General features: G+C 45.8%; 19 protein-coding genes. All 19 read left to right on the forward strand.

Annotation, left to right across the window (positions count from 1 at the left end):
- Positions 1–26: 26 nt before the first annotated feature.
- Complete coding sequence (gene proS, locus MKY35_RS09870) at positions 27–1,475, forward strand: proline--tRNA ligase (RefSeq protein ID WP_029517018.1); 1,449 nt, start codon at positions 27–29, stop codon at positions 1,473–1,475.
- Between the two features lie 204 nt (positions 1,476–1,679).
- Positions 1,680–5,996, forward strand: coding sequence for a PolC-type DNA polymerase III (locus tag MKY35_RS09875; protein ID WP_342446242.1), 4,317 nt, complete (start codon positions 1,680–1,682; stop codon positions 5,994–5,996).
- A 311-nt stretch (positions 5,997–6,307) separates the two neighbouring features.
- A complete protein-coding gene (gene rimP / locus MKY35_RS09880) occupies positions 6,308–6,769 on the forward strand; it encodes a ribosome maturation factor RimP (protein ID WP_029517020.1) in 462 nt (153 codons plus the stop codon).
- Positions 6,770–6,870: 101 nt separating this feature from the next.
- The gene (gene nusA, locus MKY35_RS09885; RefSeq protein ID WP_013309927.1) at positions 6,871–7,968 is read left to right on the forward strand and encodes a transcription termination factor NusA; all 1,098 of its coding nucleotides are present in this window, start codon (positions 6,871–6,873) and stop codon (positions 7,966–7,968) included.
- A 23-nt stretch (positions 7,969–7,991) separates the two neighbouring features.
- Positions 7,992–8,300 (forward strand): YlxR family protein, encoded by a 309-nt coding sequence (locus MKY35_RS09890; protein WP_007430067.1) that lies wholly within the window; start codon positions 7,992–7,994, stop codon positions 8,298–8,300.
- A complete protein-coding gene (locus tag MKY35_RS09895) occupies positions 8,293–8,616 on the forward strand; it encodes a ribosomal L7Ae/L30e/S12e/Gadd45 family protein (RefSeq protein WP_322156797.1) in 324 nt (107 codons plus the stop codon). Before MKY35_RS09890 ends, MKY35_RS09895 begins: the two co-directional genes overlap by 8 nt.
- Positions 8,609–11,164: a translation initiation factor IF-2 gene (gene infB, locus MKY35_RS09900; RefSeq protein ID WP_342446243.1), complete on the forward strand. Its 2,556-nt coding sequence runs from the start codon at positions 8,609–8,611 to the stop codon at positions 11,162–11,164. The genes MKY35_RS09895 and infB overlap by 8 nt, the downstream gene beginning before the upstream one ends.
- 20 nt (positions 11,165–11,184) lie before the next feature.
- Positions 11,185–11,535, forward strand: coding sequence for a 30S ribosome-binding factor RbfA (rbfA, locus tag MKY35_RS09905; protein WP_010346342.1), 351 nt, complete (start codon positions 11,185–11,187; stop codon positions 11,533–11,535).
- Positions 11,536–11,586: 51 nt separating this feature from the next.
- A complete protein-coding gene (locus MKY35_RS09910; protein ID WP_342446244.1) occupies positions 11,587–12,564 on the forward strand; it encodes a bifunctional oligoribonuclease/PAP phosphatase NrnA in 978 nt (325 codons plus the stop codon).
- Positions 12,561–13,499, forward strand: coding sequence for a tRNA pseudouridine(55) synthase TruB (gene truB / locus MKY35_RS09915; protein WP_342446245.1), 939 nt, complete (start codon positions 12,561–12,563; stop codon positions 13,497–13,499). Before MKY35_RS09910 ends, truB begins: the two co-directional genes overlap by 4 nt.
- Before the next feature lie 169 nt (positions 13,500–13,668).
- On the forward strand, positions 13,669–14,607 hold the full coding sequence (locus tag MKY35_RS09920) for a bifunctional riboflavin kinase/FAD synthetase (RefSeq protein ID WP_342446246.1): 939 nt from the start codon (positions 13,669–13,671) through the stop codon (positions 14,605–14,607).
- Positions 14,608–14,739: 132 nt separating this feature from the next.
- Positions 14,740–15,009, forward strand: a complete 270-nt coding sequence (gene rpsO / locus MKY35_RS09925) for a 30S ribosomal protein S15 (protein ID WP_007430074.1) — start codon at positions 14,740–14,742, stop codon at positions 15,007–15,009.
- A gap of 214 nt (positions 15,010–15,223) precedes the next feature.
- Positions 15,224–17,326 carry a polyribonucleotide nucleotidyltransferase gene (pnp, locus tag MKY35_RS09930; RefSeq protein ID WP_039274655.1) on the forward strand — a complete coding sequence of 701 codons (2,103 nt, stop codon included), beginning with the start codon at positions 15,224–15,226 and terminating at the stop codon, positions 17,324–17,326.
- A 229-nt stretch (positions 17,327–17,555) separates the two neighbouring features.
- Positions 17,556–18,560, forward strand: a complete 1,005-nt coding sequence (locus MKY35_RS09935) for a polysaccharide deacetylase family protein (RefSeq protein ID WP_342446247.1) — start codon at positions 17,556–17,558, stop codon at positions 18,558–18,560.
- Positions 18,561–18,626: 66 nt separating this feature from the next.
- Positions 18,627–19,892: a pitrilysin family protein gene (locus MKY35_RS09940; RefSeq protein WP_322251982.1), complete on the forward strand. Its 1,266-nt coding sequence runs from the start codon at positions 18,627–18,629 to the stop codon at positions 19,890–19,892.
- Positions 19,870–20,316: a dUTP diphosphatase gene (gene dut, locus MKY35_RS09945; RefSeq protein ID WP_013309936.1), complete on the forward strand. Its 447-nt coding sequence runs from the start codon at positions 19,870–19,872 to the stop codon at positions 20,314–20,316. The genes MKY35_RS09940 and dut overlap by 23 nt, the downstream gene beginning before the upstream one ends.
- A 184-nt stretch (positions 20,317–20,500) precedes the next feature.
- A complete protein-coding gene (gene dpsA / locus MKY35_RS09950) occupies positions 20,501–21,400 on the forward strand; it encodes a dipicolinate synthase subunit DpsA (RefSeq protein ID WP_029517030.1) in 900 nt (299 codons plus the stop codon).
- Positions 21,397–21,990 (forward strand): dipicolinate synthase subunit B, encoded by a 594-nt coding sequence (locus tag MKY35_RS09955; protein WP_029517031.1) that lies wholly within the window; start codon positions 21,397–21,399, stop codon positions 21,988–21,990. The genes dpsA and MKY35_RS09955 overlap by 4 nt, the downstream gene beginning before the upstream one ends.
- A 134-nt stretch (positions 21,991–22,124) precedes the next feature.
- Entirely contained in the window at positions 22,125–23,162 is a 1,038-nt protein-coding gene (locus tag MKY35_RS09960) for an aspartate-semialdehyde dehydrogenase (RefSeq protein WP_342446248.1), read from the forward strand.
- Positions 23,163–23,174: the final 12 nt, after the last annotated feature.

Below are 23,174 nucleotides of genomic sequence, written 5' to 3' on the forward strand. Positions count from 1 at the left end.
GTCTGTATGGGAGGACATGCATTTCTATGTCGAACGATAAACAGTTTGTCGAGGAAATTACGCCGCAGAGTGAAGATTTTTCCCGATGGTATATTGATGTTATTAAAAAAGCAGAACTGATGGATTATTCCCCTGTTCGCGGATGTATTGTATTCCGCCCCGATGGTTTTGAAATTTGGGAGCATATCAAGGAAGCCATGGATGTGCGCTTCAGAGAAACAGGTCACCGTAATGCCTATTTTCCAATGTTCATTCCAGAAAGCTTTTTTCAAAAGGAAAAAGAGCATGTTGAAGGGTTTAATCCTGAACTGCCTTGGGTAACCGAGGCTGGCGGGGAAAAGCTGGAAGAGCGTCTTGCAATTCGTCCGACTTCGGAAACCATGATTGGTCATATGTACTCCAAATGGATTCAATCCTATCGTGATCTACCCGTGCTTATTAACCAATGGGCTAATGTAGTGCGTTGGGAAAAACGCACGCTGCCTTTCTTGCGCACAAGTGAATTTTTGTGGCAAGAAGGTCACACGGCCCATGAAACAGAAGAAGAAGCACGTGAAGAAACGATGAAAATGCTGGAAGTATACCGTGAGGTTATTGAGGAAGTTCTGGCTATTCCGGTTATTACTGGACAGAAAACACCTTCTGAAAAGTTTGCAGGTGCGAAGGATACATTTTCACTGGAAGCGATGATGAAGGATGGACGGGCAGTACAAGCTGGAACTTCCCACTATATGGGGACTAATTTTGCAGTTGCATTTGATATCAAATATTTGAGTCGTGAAAACAACCTGGAATTCGCGCATACGACTTCATGGGGAACAAGTACACGTTTGATCGGCGCACTTATTATGGTCCATGGAGATGACCGTGGTCTGGCATTGCCTCCTAAAGTTGCGCCTACGCAGGTTATTATGGTTCCAATTGGGCCACCTAAGAAGCGTGATGCCGTTATCGCTCGTGCAGATGAACTATTTGCTGAGTTGAAACAAGCTGGAGTGCGTGTTAAAATGGACGACCGCAGCGATGTAAGCCCAGGCTGGAAATTTAATGAATATGAAATGCGCGGTGTGCCGGTTCGTCTGGAAATCGGGCCTCGTGATATGGAAAACGGTGTCTGTGTGCTCGTATCCCGTATCAGCGGTGAGAAAAAAATCGTGCAGCAGGATAATCTGGTTGAGGAAGTACACGCGATGCTCGCACAGGTACAGCAGGAGATGTTTGATCGTGCGAAAAATTTCATGGAAGAAAACTTCTATTCCGTTGATACGCTGGACGAAATGAAGACTCTCATGGAAGAAAAACGCGGCTTTACTTTGGCAGGCTGGTGCGGATCTGAAGAATGTGAAGACAAAGTTAAAGAAGTGACAGGTGCTACAAGCCGTAATATACCGTTTAAAACAAACGAGCAAAAGTCCACATGTTTGTGCTGTGGCAAACCTGCCAAGCATACAGTAGTGTTCGCACGGGCGTACTAATATAGAAGTAGGGCAATACCACTATACTCACTTCATTCTCTTCGCTGACATGGTAGCTGTTACGGGACAATGTCCCGAAGGATCTATGTGTCGTTGTGAAGAGGGTTGAAGAGGGCTACGAAAAGCTTTTGCGGTCGGAGATGTTTTTGACGCAGAAGCTTTTCATGTTTTCAGAATGGTAGATTTGAAATTGGGGGGAGAGCCATGGGCGGAGCTGAAGAAAAGAGAAAGCGGCTGGAACTGCTAATGAAGCAAGTTGGGATGCCGGCGGGAGTGGTTGAACCTTATTTTTTGGACGGTTGGATTGACCAAGTGGAGATTAGCCGAACCAATAAGGATTGGAACATCACCATTGCCAAGGAGACATTGGTCCCCGCTCAGGTGTATCGTACGTTCTGTATTCAAGTACAGGAAAAAATGAGTCACATTGCAAAAATTACGTTCCGTTTTCAGTACAGTGAGCAGATTCAGCCTAGTGATATCATCAGTGAATACTGGAAACTTTTTCTAGAGTGGGTACATCGTGAGATTCCATCGGTTAACGGTTGGATGAATCGGGCTGTGCATGAGTGGGACGACGGTCTATTATTGCTAACGATGAGCGACGGTATGTCGTTGGAACTGGCGCGTAAAAAGCAGATAGATCAAGCTATCATCAAATTTTACGATAAATATTTCGGGCTTTCTATGCGCATTAAAGTCCAGGTGGGTGAAAGTAACCAGGAGGCGTTACAGCAATTCCAAGAGAAAAAAATGCAGGAAGAACGCGAAGTCATTCAGCAGATGATGGAGAGTATGGAATCCGAAATGCCGCCTTTGGATGAAGAAGAAGGAGACGTACGGCTTCAATTCGGTTATGACATCAAAGAACCGGCTGTTCCGATGCAAGATATTCAGGACGAAGAGAAGAAAGTCACTTTACAAGGAACAATCTTCGGTTTGGATAGTAAAGAATTGCGCAATGGCAGTACGTTGTTTACGTATTATTTGACCGACTTTAGTGATTCCCTGCAAATGAAAATGTTTGCTAAAACTAAAGAAGATCTGAAGATCCTCAGCTTGTTGGCTAACGGGAAATGGGTCAAAGTGCGAGGTCGAGTTGAATATGATCGTTTTATGCAAATTCCCGAGCTGGTTATGATTCCCTCTGATCTAGTTGAAGTACAGGCTCCACCCACACGTAAGGATAAAGCAGAGGAAAAACGGGTCGAGTTCCATCTCCATACAAAGATGAGCGCAATGGATGCTGTTGCCTCTATTGATCAATACGTTAAAACAGCCGCCAAATGGGGGCACAAGGCGATTGCAGTCACCGATCATGGCGGAGTGCAGTGCTACCCTGATGCTGCTAAGGCTGCAAAGAAAAACGGCATTAAAATGATCTACGGTGTTGAGGCCAATGTGGTTAATGATGCCGTTGAGGTTGTAATGCAGGCACAGCCATTAAATTTGAAAACAGCGACTTATGTCGTTTTTGATATTGAAACCACCGGTTTATCGGTTACACAGAATAAAATCATTGAGATTGCAGCTGTGAAAATGCATGATGGCAAAGAAATTGATCGTTATGCTACCTTTGTCAATCCGCATGAGCGCATTCCATATAATATACAGCAACTGACCAACATTAACGATGAAATGGTCAAGGACGCGCCGGATGTAGAACCTGTTATGAAGGAGTTTGTAGCTTTTGCTGGCGATGCTGTATTGGTTGCTCATAATGCGCGTTTTGATGTCGGTTTTATCCAGGCCACCCTTCGAAATATGGGTTTGCCTGAAATAACCAATCCGGTACTGGATACGCTCGAACTGGCTCGTTTACTGTTTCCAACAATGAAAAACCATCGTCTGAATACGCTGACGACCAAATATAAAGTGGCGCTCGAAAGCCATCACCGAGCCATTGACGATACAGTCGCACTGACTGAAGTGCTGAATGGCTTGCTGAATGATGCGGAACAAATTAAGGGTTTAAAAATGCTCGATCGTCTGAATGATTATGTGGGTAAGGACTTATCGACCGTTCGTCCATTTCACTGTTGTATTTATGCCCTCAATCCGATTGGTAAAAAAAATCTGTACAAGCTGGTTTCGATGTCTCATACCGAATATTTCAAGCGTGTGCCTTGCATTCCTAAATCAAAATTGTCAGAAATGAGAGACGGACTGCTTATTATTTCTGGCTGCGAAAAAGGAGAGTTCTTCGAGGCTGTGTTGAACAAGTCCGAGGAAGAAGCCGAGGAAATAGCACAGTTTTATGATGTGTTGGAGATTCAACCTTTGACGATGTATATGCATTTAGTAGAAAAACAACTGGTAAGCGGGCCTGATGCTCTGAAAACGGCAATACGCAAAGTATGCGAAATTGGGCGGCGACTTGATAAGCCCGTAATTGCCACAGGCAATGTTCACTATTTGGAAACGCGCGATAAGTTGTACCGTGATATTACGATACATGGCATTACGGGATTTAGTCCGCTAAAAGATATTCGTAAGCCTGATGCGCATTTACGCACCACAGACGAAATGCTGGCAGAATTCGAGTTTTTGGGCGAGGAGAAAGCCTATGAAGTCGTTGTGAAGAATACCAGTGAGTTGGCGGATCGATTTGAGGAGCTGGAGTTGTTCCCTGACAAGCTGTTTACACCTTTGCTGGATGGGGCGGACGAGGAAATCCGCAACACTTGCTATGAGACGGCTAAATCTATCTATGGTGAGGAATTGCCCGAGGTGGTTGTAGCTCGCCTTGAAAAAGAACTGGAGCCGATTATTAAATACGGTTTCTCTGCCAACTATCTTATTTCCGAGCGCTTGGTTAAAAAGTCTAATAAAGATGGATATCTGGTAGGTTCACGGGGGTCTGTTGGATCTTCTGTGGTCGCTACCTTCCTCGGTATTTCCGAGGTTAATCCACTGCCTGCACATTATATTTGCGGTAATCCTGAATGCAGACATAGCGAATGGATTTTGGACGGTAGTGTGCCGAGTGGATTTGACTTGCCAGACAAAAATTGTCCGAATTGCGGCGGCAAACTGAAGGGTGAGGGACAGGATATTCCGTTTGAAACGTTTCTTGGGTTTAAGGGAGATAAAGTTCCCGATATTGACTTGAACTTCTCTGGCGAATATCAGCCTGTCGCACATAACTATACGAAAGTACTGTTTGGTGAGAAAAGTGTATTCCGTGCTGGAACCATCGGTACCGTTGCCGAGAAGACAGCCTTTGGCTTTGCCAAGAAATATGAAGAGGCGCATCATAAAAAATGGCGTGGGGCTGAGCTGAATAGGCTGGCTTCGGGCTGTACAGGGGTCAAACGCAGTACCGGGCAACATCCAGGCGGAATTGTCGTTGTTCCCGATTATATTGAGGTCGAGGATATTACGCCGGTACAGTACCCCGCCGATGATACAAGCTCGGAATGGAAAACAACGCATTTTGATTATCACGCTTTTGATGCGAATTTACTCAAACTCGATATTCTGGGTCATGATGATCCGACCATGATGAGGATGCTTCAGGATTTGACTGGTGTCGATCCTACGACCATTCCAATGAATGATCCTAAGGTGATGAGCATGTTCAACTCCACGGAGGCGCTCGGTGTTACACCCCAGCAAATCCGCACGCCTGTAGCAACCTATGGTGTACCAGAGATGGGGACGAAGTTTGTGCGCCAAATGCTAGTAGAGTCGCAGCCAAGTTCTTTTGCCGATTTACTGCAAATATCCGGACTGTCTCACGGCACGGGCGTATGGCTAGGGAACGCACAGGAACTGATTAAGAATAATACTTGTAACATCAAGACTGTAATTGGTTGTCGTGATGACATCATGCTGTTTTTGATTTACAAGGCAGGCATGGACGCAGGTCTGGCCTTTAAAATTACGGAGAGCGTACGTAAAGGTAAGGGGCTTAGTGCTGAATGGATTGAGGAAATGAAAAAATGCAAGGTGCCACAGTGGTACATTGATTCTTGTCTGAAAATCCAGTACATGTTTCCGAAGGCGCATGCTGCAGCGTATGTTATTTCAGCAGTGCGCACAGCGTACTTTAAGCTGTATCATCCGATTGAATATTATGCGACTTACTTTTCAGTACGTGCAGCCGATTTTGATATTGAGCTGTGCTGTCAGGGATATGATGCAATCGCGCGGAAGATTGTCGAAATCGAGCAACTCGGTTTTCAGGCACCTCCCAAAGAAAAAGGGATGCTTCCGATCCTGGAAATGGCTCTGGAAATGACGGCTCGCGGGTTTAGTTTTAAATCCATTGATTTGTACCGTTCCGAAGCTACACGCTTCAAGGTGGATGGAGATTCACTCATTCCGCCATTCGGAGCTCTTCAGGGAATTGGAGACAACGCGGCACGTAACATCGCAGCCTCCCGTGAACATGGTGAATTTTTGTCTGTCGAGGATTTTCAACAAAAATCGAAGGCTAGTAAAACCATTGTTGAAATGCTGTCTCAGATGGGTTGCTTTCGAGGTCTTCCAGAGAGTAATCAGCTGTCTCTGTTTTAATCCGAACCACAGTAGTCAAGCTCTGGCACTTGTCACATAACTACGGTTATGTTATAATTTTTTTGGTAATCATGGAGATAAAACCGTTGCTAAAAGAGTGGGGAAACCCACTCTTTACTGTTTGATATACAGTTACAACGTGAAAAGGTTGTTTTTGGGCACGAAACCGGTACGCCGGTTTATTTGCAGTGAGCCCGAAATGAACATTACATCAAATGAAAATGAAAATGCCGGTGATGGAGAAGCATTGTCCATGCAATAGGGCATCTTTTTTTCAACACAGGAAAGTTCACTTTTGGAGGTTATAATCTTTGAGCACACCAAAGATCAAATCAGTAGTAGAAGAAATGGCCCAACCTTACCTCGAAGAGCATGGTTTTGAACTGGTCGATGTCGAGTATGTCAAAGAGGGCAGTAATTGGTTTCTTCGCGTTTTTGTAGACAAAGACGGAGGAATTGATCTGGACGACTGCAGTATGATCAGTGAATATTTGGGTCAAAAGTTGGATGAAAATGACCCTGTTTCTACAGCATATTTTCTGGAAGTGTCTTCACCAGGCGCCGAAAGACCGCTAAAAAAAGCGGAGGACGTTACTAAAGCGGTAGGCAAAAACGTATTCGTTACTACATACGAGCCGATCAACGGCCTGAAGGAATTTGAAGGTCGTTTGCTTTCTTTTGAAGATGGGGAACTCACCGTTCAAAGCGGACAAAAGAAGCATGCTATACCTTATGACAAGGTAGCTGGTGCAAGGCTCGCGATCATATTTTAATTCAGATTTGACTGTTGCTGTTTGACATGTACTACATGTTTTTTTGCCTCGTGTGCCGACCAGTACGCAGGTGCATCATTTGAAAGGGGGAGCAGTAATCCATGAGTATGGATTTTATTGAAGCAATGAACGAGTTGGAAAGAGAAAAGGGGATCAGCAAGGATGTGCTGTTTGAGGCCATTGAAGCAGCCTTGATTTCTAGTTACAAACGGAATTTCAACACCGCACAAAACGTGCGTGTTGATATGAACCGCAACTCGGGAGTCATTAAGGTATATGCCCGCAAGCTGATCGTTGAGGAGGTATTGGATCCTCGCACCGAGATTTCATTGCCTGCGGCTCGTGAGATTAACCCGCATTTTCAGTTGGAAGATATCGCTGAAATTGAAGTTACACCACGTGATTTTGGACGGATTGCTGCACAAACTGCGAAGCAGGTCGTGACCCAGCGTATCCGCGAAGCGGAACGGGGACTGATCTACAACAAGTTTGTGGACAAGGAAGAAGATATTGTAACAGGAACTGTACAGCGCCAAGACCCACGTAACATTTATATTGATCTTGGTAAGGTGGAAGCGGTTCTCCCGTTAGGCGAATTGATGCCTAATGAGAAATTTAGCCATCTGGATCGAATTAAGGCTTATATTACCAAAGTAGAAAACACAACCAAAGGACCGCAAATTATGCTGTCCCGATCACATCCGGGTCTGCTTAAGCGTTTGTTCGAACTCGAAGTGCCTGAAATTTTTGATGGTGTTGTAGAGATTCGTTCCGTAGCGCGTGAAGCAGGCTTCCGTTCTAAAATCGCGGTTCATTCCCGTAACGCCGAGGTGGATCCGGTCGGCTCTTGTGTGGGTCCTAGAGGAACACGTGTACAGACTATTGTGAATGAGCTGCGTGGCGAAAAAATCGACATTGTACGTTATTCCGATAATGTTGATGAATACGTGGCTAATGCGCTGAGTCCATCCAAGGTGCTCGAAGTGCAGGTGTTTGAAGAAGAGAAAATGGCGCGTGTTATTGTGCCTGATTATCAGCTTTCTCTTGCTATTGGTATCAAAGGACAAAATGCTCGCCTTGCTGCTAAGCTTACGGGTTGGAAAATTGATATTAAGAGTGAAACACAGGCGGAGGAAGAACTCGGCAGACCGAGAACATCCACCGATGAAATGCATCAGGATTCCGTTTCTGTAGATTAAGCGGAGTGTAGGGGGGTTAATGCATGAAACAGAGAAAGATACCTTTGCGCAAATGTGTGGCCTGTCATGAAATGATGCCAAAGAAGCAGTTGATCCGTGTCGTCAAAACCCCTGAAGACGAAGTGTTGATTGACTTGACTGGCAAAAAGTCGGGACGCGGCGCTTACTTGTGCGGCAAAGCCGCCTGCTTCAAGCTGGCTCAAAAGAGCAAGGCACTGGATCGAGCATTGAAGCACTCGGTTCATCCTGATATTTATGAGCAGCTAAGTCGTGATTTTGCTGCCGTCGAGGAAGAATTCCTGGCGGCACAAGGCAGCGTGCAGGATGAATAAGGCGCTGTCTGGATTGGGTCTTGCCATGAGAGCTGGCAAGCTGCTAACAGGTGATGAGATCGTTTATAAAGCGATCAGGTCTTCAGAAGCCAAGCTGGTCATTCTTGCGAAAGATGCTTCAATGAATACTCAAAAGAAATTCCGCGACAAATGCGGGACGTACAAAATCCCCTTAATGATAGGATTTGACCGGGAAAGCTTGGGAAGCAGTATCGGCAAACCTGAACGGGTTGTGCTGGCTGTGACGGATCAAGGATTCGCGAAATTGATCAAGAAACATGCGGGGATAATGTCGGAGGTGGAGTATATTGAGTAAACAAGAAAACAAAGACAAAGTGCGGGTATACGAATACGCCAAATCGTTGAACATGAGCAGCAAAGAAATTATCACCATTCTTAAACGGCTGGATATTCCCGTGAACAACCATATGAGCGTCATGGAACATGATGCCGTAGGTAAAGTGGAAAGTTTTTTTAAGAATATTAAATCCAATGCTGCGGCCAAGCAAGGCGGAGCAGGTACGGTGCAAGTAAGCTCGAATCAGGCCGGTTCAAGCCAGAATAGTAATCATTCAACTGAGCAAACCAAAAATCAACAGGAAAAGCAGGTAAGTATGAATAGGACAAACAACAACCAAAACAGTAACCGAAGCAGCGCTCCAAAAGCGCAAAGCAGTCAGCAGGGCGGTCAAAACCGCAGTCAACAAAGTACTAGCAGACCTACTGGTCAGCAAAGTACACAAAACCGCAGTAATAGTCAACAACAGGGAGGACAACAGCGTCCAGGTGGCAACACAGGTTCGCGTCCTCAAGGTAGCCAAAGCACTAACTCACGCCCTCAGGGAAGTAGTCAGGGTGGTACGGCTGTAAGAACATCATCCTCCACAGGTAGCAACAATGCGAACCGTAGTGGTGGCAACCGTACAGGCAGTAACTCCAACAACGGTGGTAACCGTTCCGGTCAAGGACGTTTTGACGATAACCGTCAAGGCGGCGGACGCGGTGGTAACGGTGGTCGTGGAGGCAATAATCGCGGTGGTAGCAATCGTGGCGGGAAATTTAACAATCGTGGTAAAGGTCAACAACAGGAACGTCGCGAGAAAATCGACAACACGCCAAAGAAAATTATTGTTCGTGGTGAGATGACCGTAGGCGAAACAGCCAAGCTTCTTCACAAGGATGCGTCAGAAGTCATCAAAAAGCTGATTATGCTCGGAACGATGGCGACCATTAACCAGGAACTGGATATGGATACTATCCTCTTGCTTGCCGGAGACTTTGGTGTCGAGGTAGAAGTGAAAATTCCGGTCGAAGAAGATCGTTTTGAAACGGTGGAAGAAAATGATGATCCTGCGGATCTGAAAACACGTCCACCCGTTGTAACGATTATGGGTCACGTCGATCATGGTAAAACAACTTTGCTGGATGCCATTCGCTCGACTAATGTAACCGGTGGCGAAGCTGGCGGTATTACACAGCATATTGGCGCATACCAAGTTGAAATTAATAGCAAAAAAATCACTTTCCTGGATACACCGGGTCACGAAGCTTTTACCGCTATGCGTGCACGTGGTGCTCAAGTGACAGATATGACGATTATCGTGGTTGCAGCTGACGACGGTGTTATGCCACAGACAGTCGAAGCTATTAACCATGCGAAGGCGGCAGGTCTGCCAATTATCGTAGCTGTGAACAAGATCGACAAACCAGATGCCAACCCGGATAAAGTGAAGCAAGAACTCACTGAATATGAATTGGTACCTGAGGAGTGGGGCGGCGATACGATTTTCGTCAACGTTTCCGCGAAACAAAGAATGGGTCTGGAAGACCTGCTGGAAATGATTCTGCTCGTAGCTGAAGTGAATGAGTACAAAGCGAACCCGAACAAACGGGCACGTGGTACCATCATCGAGGCAGAACTGGATAAAGGCCGCGGTTCTGTTGCTCGTATCCTCGTTCAGAATGGTACACTGAAAGTTGGCGATGCTTTCGTAGCGGGTAACTGCTTCGGACGTGTGCGTGCCATGGTCAACGATAAAGGTCGTCGTCTTAAGGAAGCAGGTCCTTCCACTCCAGTTGAAATTACTGGTTTGACAGAAGTTCCACTTGCTGGCGATCCATTCATGGTGTTTGAGGATGAGCGGAAAGCACGGGCTATTGCTGACAGACGTGCGATCACACAACGCCAATCTGATCTGGGCAGTAATACACGCGTAACACTGGATGACCTGTTCCAACACATCAAGGATGGGGAAATGAAGGATCTGAACGTCATTATTAAAGGTGACGTGCAAGGTTCCGTCGAAGCGTTGAAAGGTTCCTTGAACAAGATTGAAGTCGAAGGTGTGCGCGTTAAAATTCTTCACAGTGGTGCAGGAGCAATCACCGAATCCGATATTATTTTGGCAGCAGCTTCCAATGCTATTGTCATTGGTTTTAATGTTCGTCCGGATAACCAGGCGAAATCTACAGCGGAAGCTGAAAAAGTGGACATTCGTCTACACCGTGTCATTTACAATGTCATTGAAGAAATAGAGCAAGCCATGAAGGGCATGCTGGATCCTGAATATAAAGAAAATGTGATTGGGCATGCTGAAGTACGTAACGTGTTCAAAGTTACTAAAGTCGGTACGATCGCTGGTTGTATGGTGACATCCGGTAAAATTACCCGTTCAGCAGAAGCACGCCTGATTCGTGATGGCATCGTCATTTTTGAAGGTAAAATCGACTCACTGAAACGCTTTAAGGACGACGCAAAAGAAGTTGCCCAAGGTTACGAATGCGGTATTACCCTTGATGGCTATAATGATGTTAAGGAACTCGACATTATTGAAGCGTTCGTCATGGAAACAGTGGAGCGCTAACGGCAGAGAGGTGAGCATCCATGGCTAAAATACGTACAGGTCGGGTTGGCGAGCAGATCAAGAAGGAGCTAAGCCAACTCATCCAAACTGAATTAAAAGACCCCCGCATCGGTTTTATCACGGTAACGGGTGTCGATCTTACAAATGATTTGTCCCAAGCGAAAATATACTTGAGCGTGCTCGGGGATGAAGAACAAAAAAATTCTTCCCTAAAAGCATTGGACAAAGCGAACGGTTATCTTCGTTCTGAACTCGGCAAACGGATACGGCTGCGCCATATTCCTGAGTTGATTTTCAAAATTGACGAATCTATTGCTTACGGCAGTCGAATTGAAAAACTGCTGAGTGATATCGACAAGGATGAAAAATAAAACTTTTAGTTTGTCTGAAGGAACCATGAACTGAATGTAAAGGAGAAGGCAATGCATACCTATGAACAGGCGCTTCAACAAGCGAAGGAATTTATTCTGGAGCATGATGATTACCTGATCGTATCGCATGTACAGCCGGACGGAGACGCAGTCAGCTCCACCGTAACGGTGGGCTGGCTTCTCTCATGTCTGGGGAAGAAATTTACCATGCTGAATGAGGGACCTATTCCCAAGCGCATGGATTTTTTATGGCATGCCGATGAGATTATGGATATGAGCCAGCAACCGCCAGAACGGAAATACAATCGGATCATTTGTGTAGATTGTGCGGATTACCGTCGTGTTGGTTTGACAGAGCAGTTTTTTACGGAAGATGCCATTATCCTGAATATTGATCATCATCCAACAAATGATGCTTATGGTACAGTTAATGTGATTAAGTCGGATGCTGCGGCAACAGCGGAAATTCTTTTTGATCTACTGGAAGAGTTTGCAGTAACCTGGGACGTCGAAGTAGCAACGGCTGTATATACAGGGTTGCTGACGGATACAGGAGGTTTCCGCTACTCCAACACTTCACCGAAAGTAATATCTACGGTGTCACAGCTACTTACTTACGGTGTAGATGGTCCCTCTTTATCCGAGAAATTGCTCGAAGAGATGACCTTTCCACAAATGAAGGTGCTGACAAAAGCATTGCAAACGCTCACGATGTCGGAGGATGGAAAAGTCGCTTGGGTCGTTGTATCACCTGACGATATGACAGAATGTGGCGCTGTAAATGAGGACTTGGAAGGCATCGTGAATTACCCAAGAAATATTCGTGGTGTTGAGGTAGGCATTTTCTTTAAGGTTATTAATGAACAAGCGGTCAAGGCCAGCTTGAGATCGGCAGGGAATGTAGATGTAGCCGCGCTGGCTCAATCATTTGGAGGCGGTGGACATGTGCGTGCGGCTGGCTGTCGGCTAGAGGGTAAACTGGAAGATATCATTAAGACAGTTGTAGGGCGGGTGAAGTCTGAGCTATGAACCCGATAAAGAAGGAACAGGCAACTTGGGAAGGCGTCCTACCAGTCTATAAACCTGCTGGATTTACCTCTCATGATGTGGTGGCCAAGGCTCGCCGTTTATTAGGTATGAAGCGAATCGGACACACTGGAACGCTTGATCCGCAAGTAACCGGTGTTTTGCCCTTGTGTCTGGGACGTGCCACCCGCGTGGTGGAATACATGCAAGAGCGGCCCAAGGAATATCGGGCTACACTGCGATTAGGCATTGCCACGGATACCGAGGACCTGACTGGGGAAATTACGGAAGAAAGTGAACGTCCAGTAGAGGTGACGGAAGTGGAAGTCAAAGCGGTTCTGAAGCATTTTGTTGGTACGATCTCCCAAGTGCCTCCAATGTACTCCGCGCTAAAAGTGGACGGCAAGCGTCTATATGAGCTGGCTCGAGAAGGCAAAACTGTTGAGCGCCAAAGCCGTGAAGTAAGCATTTATGAGTTGGAGATGACGGGATTCGCGGAGACGGGGGCGTATGTGGATATTTCTTTTCGGGCCTTATGCTCCAAAGGTACTTATATCCGTACACTATGTGTTGATATTGGCCGTGAATTAGGATATCCTTCAACGATGGTTAAGCTGGAGCGAACTATGTCGGCGGGAATTTCTGCGGAACGTTGTCTGACTTTCGAAGAGATAGAGCGTTTCGTAGCGGATGGCAGTCTTGGAGAGCGGCTTATTACAACGGATCAGGCGATTGACTATATGCCTGAGCATATTGTGGCTGAAGCCAAGGTAACTGCGGCTCTGCAAGGCCAACGCCTGTCGCTGAATATGATTTCACCACCTGTGACGGACAACCAGCCCTTCCGTTTGTATAAAGAGGATAAAACGTTTTTAGGCATATTTGGTCGGGATGAATCAGACGCGATTGCTCCCATTAAAGTTTTTTTAAGATTATAGAATTTATAAATTTTCAGGGGAGCTGAACAATTCTATAATCGCAAGAAAAACTTCCGCTAGGCGTGGTCTGGCTTCCGTGAATTACGTCGATAGACGTTTTTCTTACCTTGAATTGTGCTATAATTTTGACGAAGTTAGTCAAATGATGTGAAATGCAGGTGAATTAATAATGATTACCGTATCGTTATCTTATCCATTGAGTGATGAGCTTTTGCAGCAATGGGCACGTCCACAGGTCACGGCGATCGGTCAGTTTGATGGTCTTCATCTTGGACACGCAAGCGTGATACGGGAGGCCGTTGCGCTGGCTCGTGAACAGCAAATGCCGGTATCTGTCATGACATTTTACCCTCATCCGAAGGAAGTCATGAAAAAAGGCGATTATGAAGGTTATTTAACACCGCTTGCGGACAAGCAGACTATTCTGGCTGATATGGGTGTGGATGTACTTTATATTTTGAGTTTTAACGAAGAATTTTCCAAGGTCAGCCCTGAGGCGTTTATGAGTGACGTGCTGCTTCCATTGAAAATTCGAACAGCGGTAGTAGGCTTTGATTTTCGGTTTGGCCACCGGGGAGCCGGGCATGAGGATACACTTCGGAAGCTGGGAAAAGAGCTGATGTCTGTGCACACCTTACCACCGTTCGAACTGGATGGGGACAAGGTGAGCAGCTCTGGAATTCGCCGTGCTTTACAGACTGGGGATCTAGCGCATGCCTCTCGCTGGTTGGGACGTCCTTATCGTATCCAGGGTACTGTAATGGATGGGGAGAAGCGTGGACGTACGATCGGTTTTCCGACCGCTAATCTCAAACTGAATGATACTTACGTGATTCCGATCAAGGGTGTATACGCTGTACGGGCACTAGTAGGTGATCGTTGGATAAACGGTGTAATGAATGTAGGGGTTAAGCCTACTTTCCATGAAGGTGTGCTGAATCCGTCGTTTGAGGTACATCTATTTGATTTTAATCAGCAAATTTATGGAGAGTCTGTACTTGTGGAGCTTCACCACTACATCCGTCCTGAACGCAAATTCTCTTCGGTGGATGAGCTGATCAACCAAATTGGCAATGACGCACAAACGGCTAAAAAGCTGTTAGGCTAATTTATTTACATAAGACAGGCGCTGTGTTATACTGACTTATGTTGTGTAAACAACGATGAACCTTAGCTTGGTTGTCCGCTTTCACCGGCGGCTACGAGGCTAATGGCGATTATAATGAAGGAGGTGAACAGGATGGCATTGACTCAAGAGCGTAAACAGCAATTGATCGAGGAGTACAAAACTCATGAATCCGATACAGGATCACCAGAGGTACAAATCGCTATCCTTACTGAAAACATCGTCAACTTGCAAAGTCACTTTCGTTCGCACAAGAAAGACCATCACTCCCGCCGCGGGTTGTTGAAAATGGTCGGTCAGCGTCGTAAACTTTTGGCTTACCTGAAGAAGACTGATGTTAAACGTTACAGTGCGTTGATCGAGCGTCTCGGACTGCGTCGTTAATTTTCAGACATGTAATGAGAAAAGAAGCCTGGTTGTTCACCGCTTGTCCCTGCTAAGGCGACGGCGGACAGCAGCCGGGTTCTTTTTTGAAATGAGGAATCTTTTTTTGAATTACATATCCTGATTTGCTTGCGAGCTTCTTATGAATAAGACCTGCGCAGGAAATACTGAATATGTATAGAACTTTTACAATGAAATGAAATGGAGGGATACCATGGAGCAACGCGTAGAAATGCAGCTCGGCGGAAGAAAGCTGGTGCTGGAAACAGGACGTCTTGCGAAACAAGCCAATGCGGCAGTTAAAGTGAGCTACGGAGAAACAGTTGTGCTTTGTACCGTGACCGCTTCTCGTGAACCCAAAGATTTGGACTTTTTTCCACTGACCGTAAACTATGAGGAAAGATTGTATGCTGTGGGGAAAATTCCTGGCGGATTTATTAAACGTGAAGGACGTCCGAGTCAAAAAGCGATTTTGTCCAGCCGTTTGACTGACCGTCCAATTCGCCCATTGTTCCCGGAAGGTTTCCGGAATGATGTACAGGTGTTGAACCTGGTTATGAGTGTCGATCAGGATTGCGAACCTGAAATTGCAGCAATGATCGGAACCTCGGCAGCACTTAGCATTTCGGATGTACCTTTTAATGGGCCAATCGGTGGAGTCGCTGTAGGACGTGTAGACGGACAATTTGTGATTAACCCGGATATTGCACAGCAGAATGCAAGCGACATGTACCTGGTTGTAGCCGGAACGAAAGATGCCATCATGATGGTAGAAGCCGAAGGCAATGAGATTCCAGAGGAAGTTATGCTGGAAGCCATTATGTTCGGTCATGATGAGATTAAGAACATTGTGGCAGTCATTGAACAATTGGTGCAAGTAGCAGGTAAAGAGAAAATGCAGGTTAAACTGCATGCTGTTGATGAAAAAGTGAACAGTGAAGTACGTGCTTATGCAGCTGAACGTTTAATGGAAGCTGTTAAAATTGCAGAAAAACATGCCCGTCAAGAGGCGATTGATGCAGTCAACGAAGAGACAGTTGCCCATTTTGAAGCACAATACATAGAGACACCAGAGCTTTTGAGCGACGTGAGCGAAGTTCTCTATGATATCGTCAAGGAAGAAGTACGTCGTCTGATCACGCATGATAAAGTGCGTCCTGATGGTCGTAAGCTTGACGAAATTCGTCCGATTGAAAGCGACACTAGCATCTTGCCGCGTACTCATGGTTCGGGCTTATTTACACGCGGTCAAACGCAAGCACTTAGCATTTGTACACTTGGTGCATTGGGTGATGTGCAAATTTTGGACGGTATTGATTTGGAAGAAACAAAACGCTTCATGCATCATTACAATTTCCCGCCATTCAGCGTAGGGGAGGCTCGTCCTTTGCGTGCGCCAGGTCGTCGTGAAATCGGACATGGTGCTCTTGGTGAACGTGCGCTTTCCAAAGTAATTCCTTCCGAAACTGAATTTCCATACACCATCCGTCTGGTTTCCGAGGTACTGGAATCGAATGGTTCGACTTCACAAGCTAGTATTTGTGCAAGTACACTGGCTATGATGGATGCAGGTGTACCAATTAAAGCTCCGGTTGCAGGTGTAGCGATGGGATTGATCAAGGATGGAGATCATGTCTCCGTATTGACTGATATCCAAGGTATGGAAGATCACCTGGGCGATATGGACTTTAAAGTTGCTGGTACTGCGGAAGGCGTAACTGCCATTCAAATGGATATTAAAATTAACGGTATTGACCGCCAGATTTTACAGGATGCGCTCAAGCAAGCTAAAGAAGGACGCTTGTTCATTCTTAGCAAAATGATGGAAGCGATCCAGAAGCCACGTGAGCAGTTGTCTCCGTATGCTCCAAAAATTATGACGATGCACATTAACCCGGACAAAATCCGTGATGTTATTGGAGCTGGTGGTAAAATCATCAACAAAATCATCGAAGAAACCGGCGTGAAAATCGATATTGAACAAGATGGTCGTGTGTTCATCGCTTCCACAAATCAAGAGATGAATGAAAAAGCACGTTCCATTATTGAGGGTATCGTAAAGGAAGTCGTGGTCGGTGAGATTTACATCGGTACAGTAAAACGGATTGAGAAATTCGGTGCATTTGTTGAAATTTTACCAGGTAAAGATGGTCTGGTTCATATTTCTCAACTGTCTACTGAGCGTGTAGCCAAAGTTGAAGATGTAATTGCTATTGGGGATACAATTACGGTGAAAGTAACCGAAATTGATCAACAAGGACGTGTCAATCTGTCCCGTAAGGCTGTTCTGACAGCAGAAGCACCTGCAAAATCCTAGGACCTGCATGTTGCAGACTAGAAAGACAGGAGTAGCTTTTCGTATTAACAGTACAAGGGATTTGAATAGCATTGTTTAAGCTTTTGGAAAGAGGCAGAGCTACGTTTCTGGCTCTTTTTTCATACATATGCACAAGCTGCGCCAAAGTGGGCTTCTAGAGGCTACTGCGTCATAGTTCTTTTCCTCTCCGCATACAATGTGGACAAACGGGCGGGAGGCTGAAGGAATCATGAGTAGGACAAAAAGAGCAGTGTGGGTGGTAGCCAGTTTAGCCATCACACTGGTAATCGGACAGTTTAGCGGGGTTCGTGACTTCGCTGATCAATTACGCAATGGAGACGTTACAGGAGTTGGGGAGCCTAAAGTTGAAACAACGATGGCGATGGCGGCTTTACCCGATAATGCGCTTATGCAGCGACTAAGAACAGAAGCAGCCCGTCAGCGGCGGGAGCCAGTTGATGCCAAGATCGACAGGGTATGGAAGGCTATTCCAGGCTATAACGGGCTGGAGATGGATTTGGATGCTACCTATCGCAAAGCGATTGCATCTCCGGATCGACCCATTCAATATGTATATCGGCAATTGGCACCTAAAATACATTTAAATCAGCTCGGTAATGTTCCAATATACAGGGGGAATCCCGAAAAGCCGATGGTATCCTTCATGATCAATGTAGCATGGGGGAATGAATTTATCCTGCCGATACTGAACACGTTGGATCAGGAAAAGATCAAGGCTACATTTTTTCTTGATGGAAGTTGGTTGAAAAAAAATCCAGATCTCGCCAAGGAGATTCAAAAAAGAGGGCATGAGCTTTCGAATCATGCTTACTCTCATCCGAATATGAGCCGTCTGAGTCGGGCCAGAGCCACACAAGAAATTGAAAAGACTCAAGTGCTTCTTCAAGAAACTTTGGGTATCAAAAATTACTGGTTTGCCCCTCCTTCGGGTGATTTTAATCAGCAAACGGTGGATATAGCAGCAGAAAGTGGGCTCAAAACAGTGTTGTGGACATTGGACACAGTAGATTGGAAACATCCGTCACCGGAATCGGTGATTAACAAAATCAGTAGTAAGGTTGAATCAGGCTCCCTGATATTAATGCACCCAACAGATTCCTCAGCGGCTGCTCTCAAAGGCATGATCCATGCCATTCGTAGTAAGGGACTTGTGCTCGGAACTGTCAGTCAGACGCTTTCCCCTGATCGGCAACTACCTGTTCCGGTTGAGTGAACGTCTTTTTTCTGTTAGGATTGAACATTATGGCTAAGTATGCAATTCAGTTTAGGAGGGCCAATCGTGGAAAGAATTCAACTCAAAAACGGCCTAAGAGTGGTCATTGAAAAAATTCCAACCGTGCGTTCAGTTTCTTTCGGCATCTGGGTTAAAACTGGCTCCCGGAATGAAACGCCGGACAATAGCGGTATCTCTCATTTTATCGAACACATGCTTTTCAAAGGAACAGAGCGTTTTAACGCTAAGGAAATCGCTGAGCAATTCGATGCCATCGGAGGAAATGTTAATGCTTTTACTTCGAAGGAATATACATGCTATTATGCCAAAGTGTTGGATGAGCATCTACCGATCGCAGTTGATGTGCTGTCTGATATGTTTTTTAATTCCAAACTAGATCAGGAAGAATTGGCAAAAGAGAAGAATGTGATTTTGGAGGAAATCTCCATGTATGAGGATACACCGGATGATATGGTGCATGATCTTGTATCTCGCGCCGCCTATGGTGAACATCCACTAGCTTATCCGATTCTCGGAACCGAAGATCACCTGCTTGCTATGGATAGCTCACATCTCAGCCAGTATATGAGGGAACATTATACAATTGACAATACGGTTATCAGTGTGGCTGGTAATGTTGACGATCGCTTGGTAGAATTGTTGGAGCGACATTTTGGACATTTTGACAATCATGGAACCGTTTCGCCGCTGACAGTACCTGCGTTTAACGGTGAACTGTTGTATCATGAGAAAGCAACGGAGCAAAATCATATTTGTTTATCCCTACCTGGATTTGCAACGGGTGACGACCTCCAGTATGCTATGGTTTTGCTGAATAACGCGATCGGCGGCGGCATGAGTTCACGTTTGTTTCAAGAAATTCGGGAAAAGCGTGGGCTTGCTTATTCGGTCTATTCCTATCATAGCTCCCATGCGGACAGTGGCATGTTCACGATCTATGCAGGTACGGCTCCTAAACAAACAAAGGACGTGCTGGATTTGACGCTGGAGCTTTTACGAGATGTGGCTGTCAACGGTTTAGACGCTAATGAGCTTCGTAAAGGTAAGGAGCAATTAAAAGGAAGTTTGATTTTAAGCCTTGAAAGTACAGGTAGCCGGATGAATCGGCTTGGAAAAAATGAATTAATGCTTGGTCAGCATTATACGCTGGATCAAATGATCGAACATATCGAGCAAGTGACGGCGAATGATGTGAACAAAGTGCTGGATCGGATGTTCTCGGAGCCGTTTGCCCTGTCGATGGTGGGAGCGAGTGATTCAGCGGTAAAGGATATGAGGAGGGACTATTTTGTTAACTTACGTGGAAATTAACAGACTCGCGGGCAATGAAGATATTGAGCTGCCCCGCAAAATGTCAGAGCTTGCATCAGGGTTTGACTTGTATGCAGCAGTACAGGAAAATCTGGTACTGGAACCCGGCAAGCGTTGCCTCGTTCCAACCGGATTTGCAATAGCTATGCCGGCGGGATTGGAGGCACAGATCCGTCCGCGAAGTGGACTGGCTCTTAAGCATGGTATTACTTGTCTCAATACACCGGGAACAATTGATGCGGATTATCGTGGGGAGATTAAGGTACTTCTTATTAATTTGGGCGAGGAATCATTCACGATTACGCGCAATGAGCGAATTGCACAAATGGTATTTCAAGTTGTACCTGAGGTAGAGCTGAAACAAGTAGACCAATTATCTGAAACAGTGCGTGGTGCTGGAGGCTTTGGTCATACAGGACGCTGAGGCGATGGTTGGTTTAAAATGTACGAATATCTATTTTGTAAAAGCTTCGTATTTACTTGCTTAAGAGTATGTATGCATTTAAAGGTCGCCTCATAAAGAGGCGGCTTTTTTTGTGTTTTTTCACCCCTTTCCGGGCACTCGCATAGACTAAAAGCATATCGTGTCTCGGAAAGGAGTGATCCGGATGCTAACAGGAATACGCGTCGTTGTTTTGGGTGGCGATGCGAGGCAGCTTGAGGTAATCCGTAAATGTGTGGACATGGATGCTACCGTCAGTGTGGTCGGTTTTGACAAGCTTGAAGTACCACTCAAAGGAGTGACACTAGAACCACTGTCTGTCAAGCTGCTGGAATCGTCAGATGCATTGATTTTGCCGGTGGTGGGATGCGATGAGGAAGGCAACGTAAATGCACTTTTCGGAGCACAGAAGCTTCAGTTCCTGAATGAGCATGCTGCTGCTCTTCCACCTCATTGTATTGTATATACAGGAATGGCGCGGACGTACTTAAAAGAAATTTGTACCAGACATGAGTTAAAGCTGGTAGAGCTGCTGGAGCGAGATGATGTGGCCATATACAACTCTATACCTACGGCCGAAGGCGCACTGATGATGGCCATTCAGCATACTGATTTTACGATTCACGGTGCAGATTGTATGGTTCTAGGCATGGGACGGACTGGATTTACCATGGCAAGGGCACTACAGGGATTGGGAGCTAGAGTGAAGGTTGGAGTACGGCGGGCAGAGGATGCAGCGAGAGCCGTGGAAATGGGTTGGAAGCCTTTTATGACAAGGGATTTAGCACATGAGACAAAGGGAGTTGACTTGATTTTTAATACGATACCCTCTATGATTATCACAGCGCAAATCCTGTCTAAATTACCATTGAGCACCGTGATTATAGATCTTGCTTCCGCCCCGGGCGGATGTGATTTCCGTTATGCGGAAAAGCGTGGAATCAAGGCTATGCTTGCCCCTGGTCTTCCCGGTATTGTTGCTCCCAAAACTGCTGGTGCCATTATAGCGAATACGCTGGTGCAGTTGTTAATGGAAGATAATCCTGATCGGGGGGATGCACAATGAGTTGGCAAGGGAAAACAGTAGGTTATGCAATTACAGGCTCACATTGCACATTTGAAGAGGTAATGCCTGTTATACAGCGCTTTGTTGATGAGGGTGCAAAGGTCGTCCCTATTATATCCAATACAGTGCTAACAACGGATACTCGCTTTGGTACTTCGCAAAGTTGGCAAAAACAGTTGAAAGATATAACAGGGAATGATATCATTTCTACAATTGTGGAGGCTGAGCCACTGGGTCCCTCCCAAATACTCGATGTGCTGGTGATTGCACCTTTGACGGGGAATTCGATGAGTAAGTTAGCGAATGCGATGACAGACAGTCCGGTTTTGATGGCTGCCAAGGCGCAATTGCGCAACGGCCGTCCACTTCTTTTAGCCATATCTACTAATGATGGACTGGGTCTAAATGCTGCCAATATCGCCAAATTACTCGTAGCCAAAAATATCTTTTTTGTACCGTTCGGACAGGACAATCCAGTTAAAAAGCCGAACTCGCTTGTAGCTAACATGGAGTTGATTCCGGAGGCTGCTTATGAAGCATTGCAGGGCAAACAGCTTCAGCCGATGATTGTGGAACGCAAGACCCCATGAAGTATTATAGTTAACTGCTGAGCATCCCTCGCCTAGAAGATGATTCGATATTGTATCGGGTCTAATTTCTTGTTGGCGGTGGATGCTTTCAGAATAAAAAATGGTTTTTTAGTCGAGAAGGGGAGATATACCAGATGAGCAATAGAATGTTTAATGTAGCTGTCGTTGGAGCGACAGGCGCTGTAGGAGAACAGATCGTAAATCTGCTGGAAAAACGGGATTTTCCTGTGGACAAAATCAAATTTCTTTCTTCGCCTCGTTCTGCCGGCACGTTAATTAGCTTTAAAGGTCAGCAAATTCCAGTAGAGATTGCTACCCCCGACAGCTTTGAGGGAATCGACATTGCTTTGTTTAGTGCAGGTGGAGACGTAAGTAAGGAATTGGCGCCGCATGCTGTTCGTCATGGGGCAGTTTGCATTGACAACACCAATGCATTCCGAATGGATCCGACAGCTCCTCTTGTAGTGCCTGAGGTGAACAGCGACAAAATTGCCGAGCATCAAGGCATTATTGCGAACCCGAACTGCTCCACCATTCAGATGGTAGCTGCTTTGAAACCATTATATGATCAGTATGGCATTTCTCGTATCATAGTATCCACATACCAGGCCGTTTCCGGGGCTGGAAGCCGAGCTATTGATGAATTGAATCGTCAAAGCGCAGCGATTCTTAACGGTGATGAAGTTCAGCCTGATCTGTTGCCAGTAGGCTCGTTGCCAGTAAAACATCAGATTGCTTTCAATGCTATTCCGCAAATTGATAAATTCCAGGACAATGGTTATACACTGGAAGAAATGAAAATGGTACGTGAAACGAAAAAAATACTGGGTGACGAATCTGTGGACGTAACAGCAACGTGTGTACGTATTCCTGTTGTATATGGTCACTCGGAATCTGTATATGTAGAACTTAAAAAAGATTATGATTTAGAAGAAATCCGTAATTTGCTGGCTTCAGCACCGGGAGTAACGCTAGTGGACGATCCTGCTGCTCAGCTTTATCCACTGGCATCTGAAGCTGCAGGAAAACCTGACGTATTTGTGGGGCGTGTACGCCGTGATTTGGGCAATAGCCGTGGATTGAATTTGTGGGTCGTATCCGACAATCTGCTCAAAGGAGCGGCATGGAACGCGGTGCAAATCGCGGAAATTATTGCTGCAAACGCGGAGTAACGTTCCAATATG

The sequence above is a fragment of the Paenibacillus sp. FSL L8-0638 genome (genome assembly GCF_038593075.1).
Classification (GTDB): Bacteria; Bacillota; Bacilli; order Paenibacillales; family Paenibacillaceae; genus Paenibacillus; species Paenibacillus polymyxa_D.

Excerpts from the sequence above, each read along its gene's own strand:
- MKY35_RS09935 (WP_342446247.1), top strand. The coding sequence starts at position 17,556 with ATGAGTAGGACAAAAAGAGCAGTGTGGGTGGTAGCCAGTTTAGCCATC.
- nusA (WP_013309927.1), top strand. The coding sequence starts at position 6,871 with ATGAGTATGGATTTTATTGAAGCAATGAACGAGTTGGAAAGAGAAAAG.
- rpsO (WP_007430074.1), top strand. The coding sequence starts at position 14,740 with ATGGCATTGACTCAAGAGCGTAAACAGCAATTGATCGAGGAGTACAAA.
- MKY35_RS09890 (WP_007430067.1), top strand. The coding sequence starts at position 7,992 with ATGAAACAGAGAAAGATACCTTTGCGCAAATGTGTGGCCTGTCATGAA.
- MKY35_RS09875 (WP_342446242.1), top strand. The coding sequence starts at position 1,680 with ATGGGCGGAGCTGAAGAAAAGAGAAAGCGGCTGGAACTGCTAATGAAG.
- MKY35_RS09960 (WP_342446248.1), top strand. The coding sequence starts at position 22,125 with ATGAGCAATAGAATGTTTAATGTAGCTGTCGTTGGAGCGACAGGCGCT.
- MKY35_RS09910 (WP_342446244.1), top strand. The coding sequence starts at position 11,587 with ATGCATACCTATGAACAGGCGCTTCAACAAGCGAAGGAATTTATTCTG.
- truB (WP_342446245.1), top strand. The coding sequence starts at position 12,561 with ATGAACCCGATAAAGAAGGAACAGGCAACTTGGGAAGGCGTCCTACCA.
- pnp (WP_039274655.1), top strand. The coding sequence starts at position 15,224 with ATGGAGCAACGCGTAGAAATGCAGCTCGGCGGAAGAAAGCTGGTGCTG.
- proS (WP_029517018.1), top strand. The coding sequence starts at position 27 with ATGTCGAACGATAAACAGTTTGTCGAGGAAATTACGCCGCAGAGTGAA.
- rbfA (WP_010346342.1), top strand. The coding sequence starts at position 11,185 with ATGGCTAAAATACGTACAGGTCGGGTTGGCGAGCAGATCAAGAAGGAG.
- MKY35_RS09895 (WP_322156797.1), top strand. The coding sequence starts at position 8,293 with ATGAATAAGGCGCTGTCTGGATTGGGTCTTGCCATGAGAGCTGGCAAG.
- dpsA (WP_029517030.1), top strand. The coding sequence starts at position 20,501 with ATGCTAACAGGAATACGCGTCGTTGTTTTGGGTGGCGATGCGAGGCAG.
- MKY35_RS09955 (WP_029517031.1), top strand. The coding sequence starts at position 21,397 with ATGAGTTGGCAAGGGAAAACAGTAGGTTATGCAATTACAGGCTCACAT.
- MKY35_RS09920 (WP_342446246.1), top strand. The coding sequence starts at position 13,669 with ATGATTACCGTATCGTTATCTTATCCATTGAGTGATGAGCTTTTGCAG.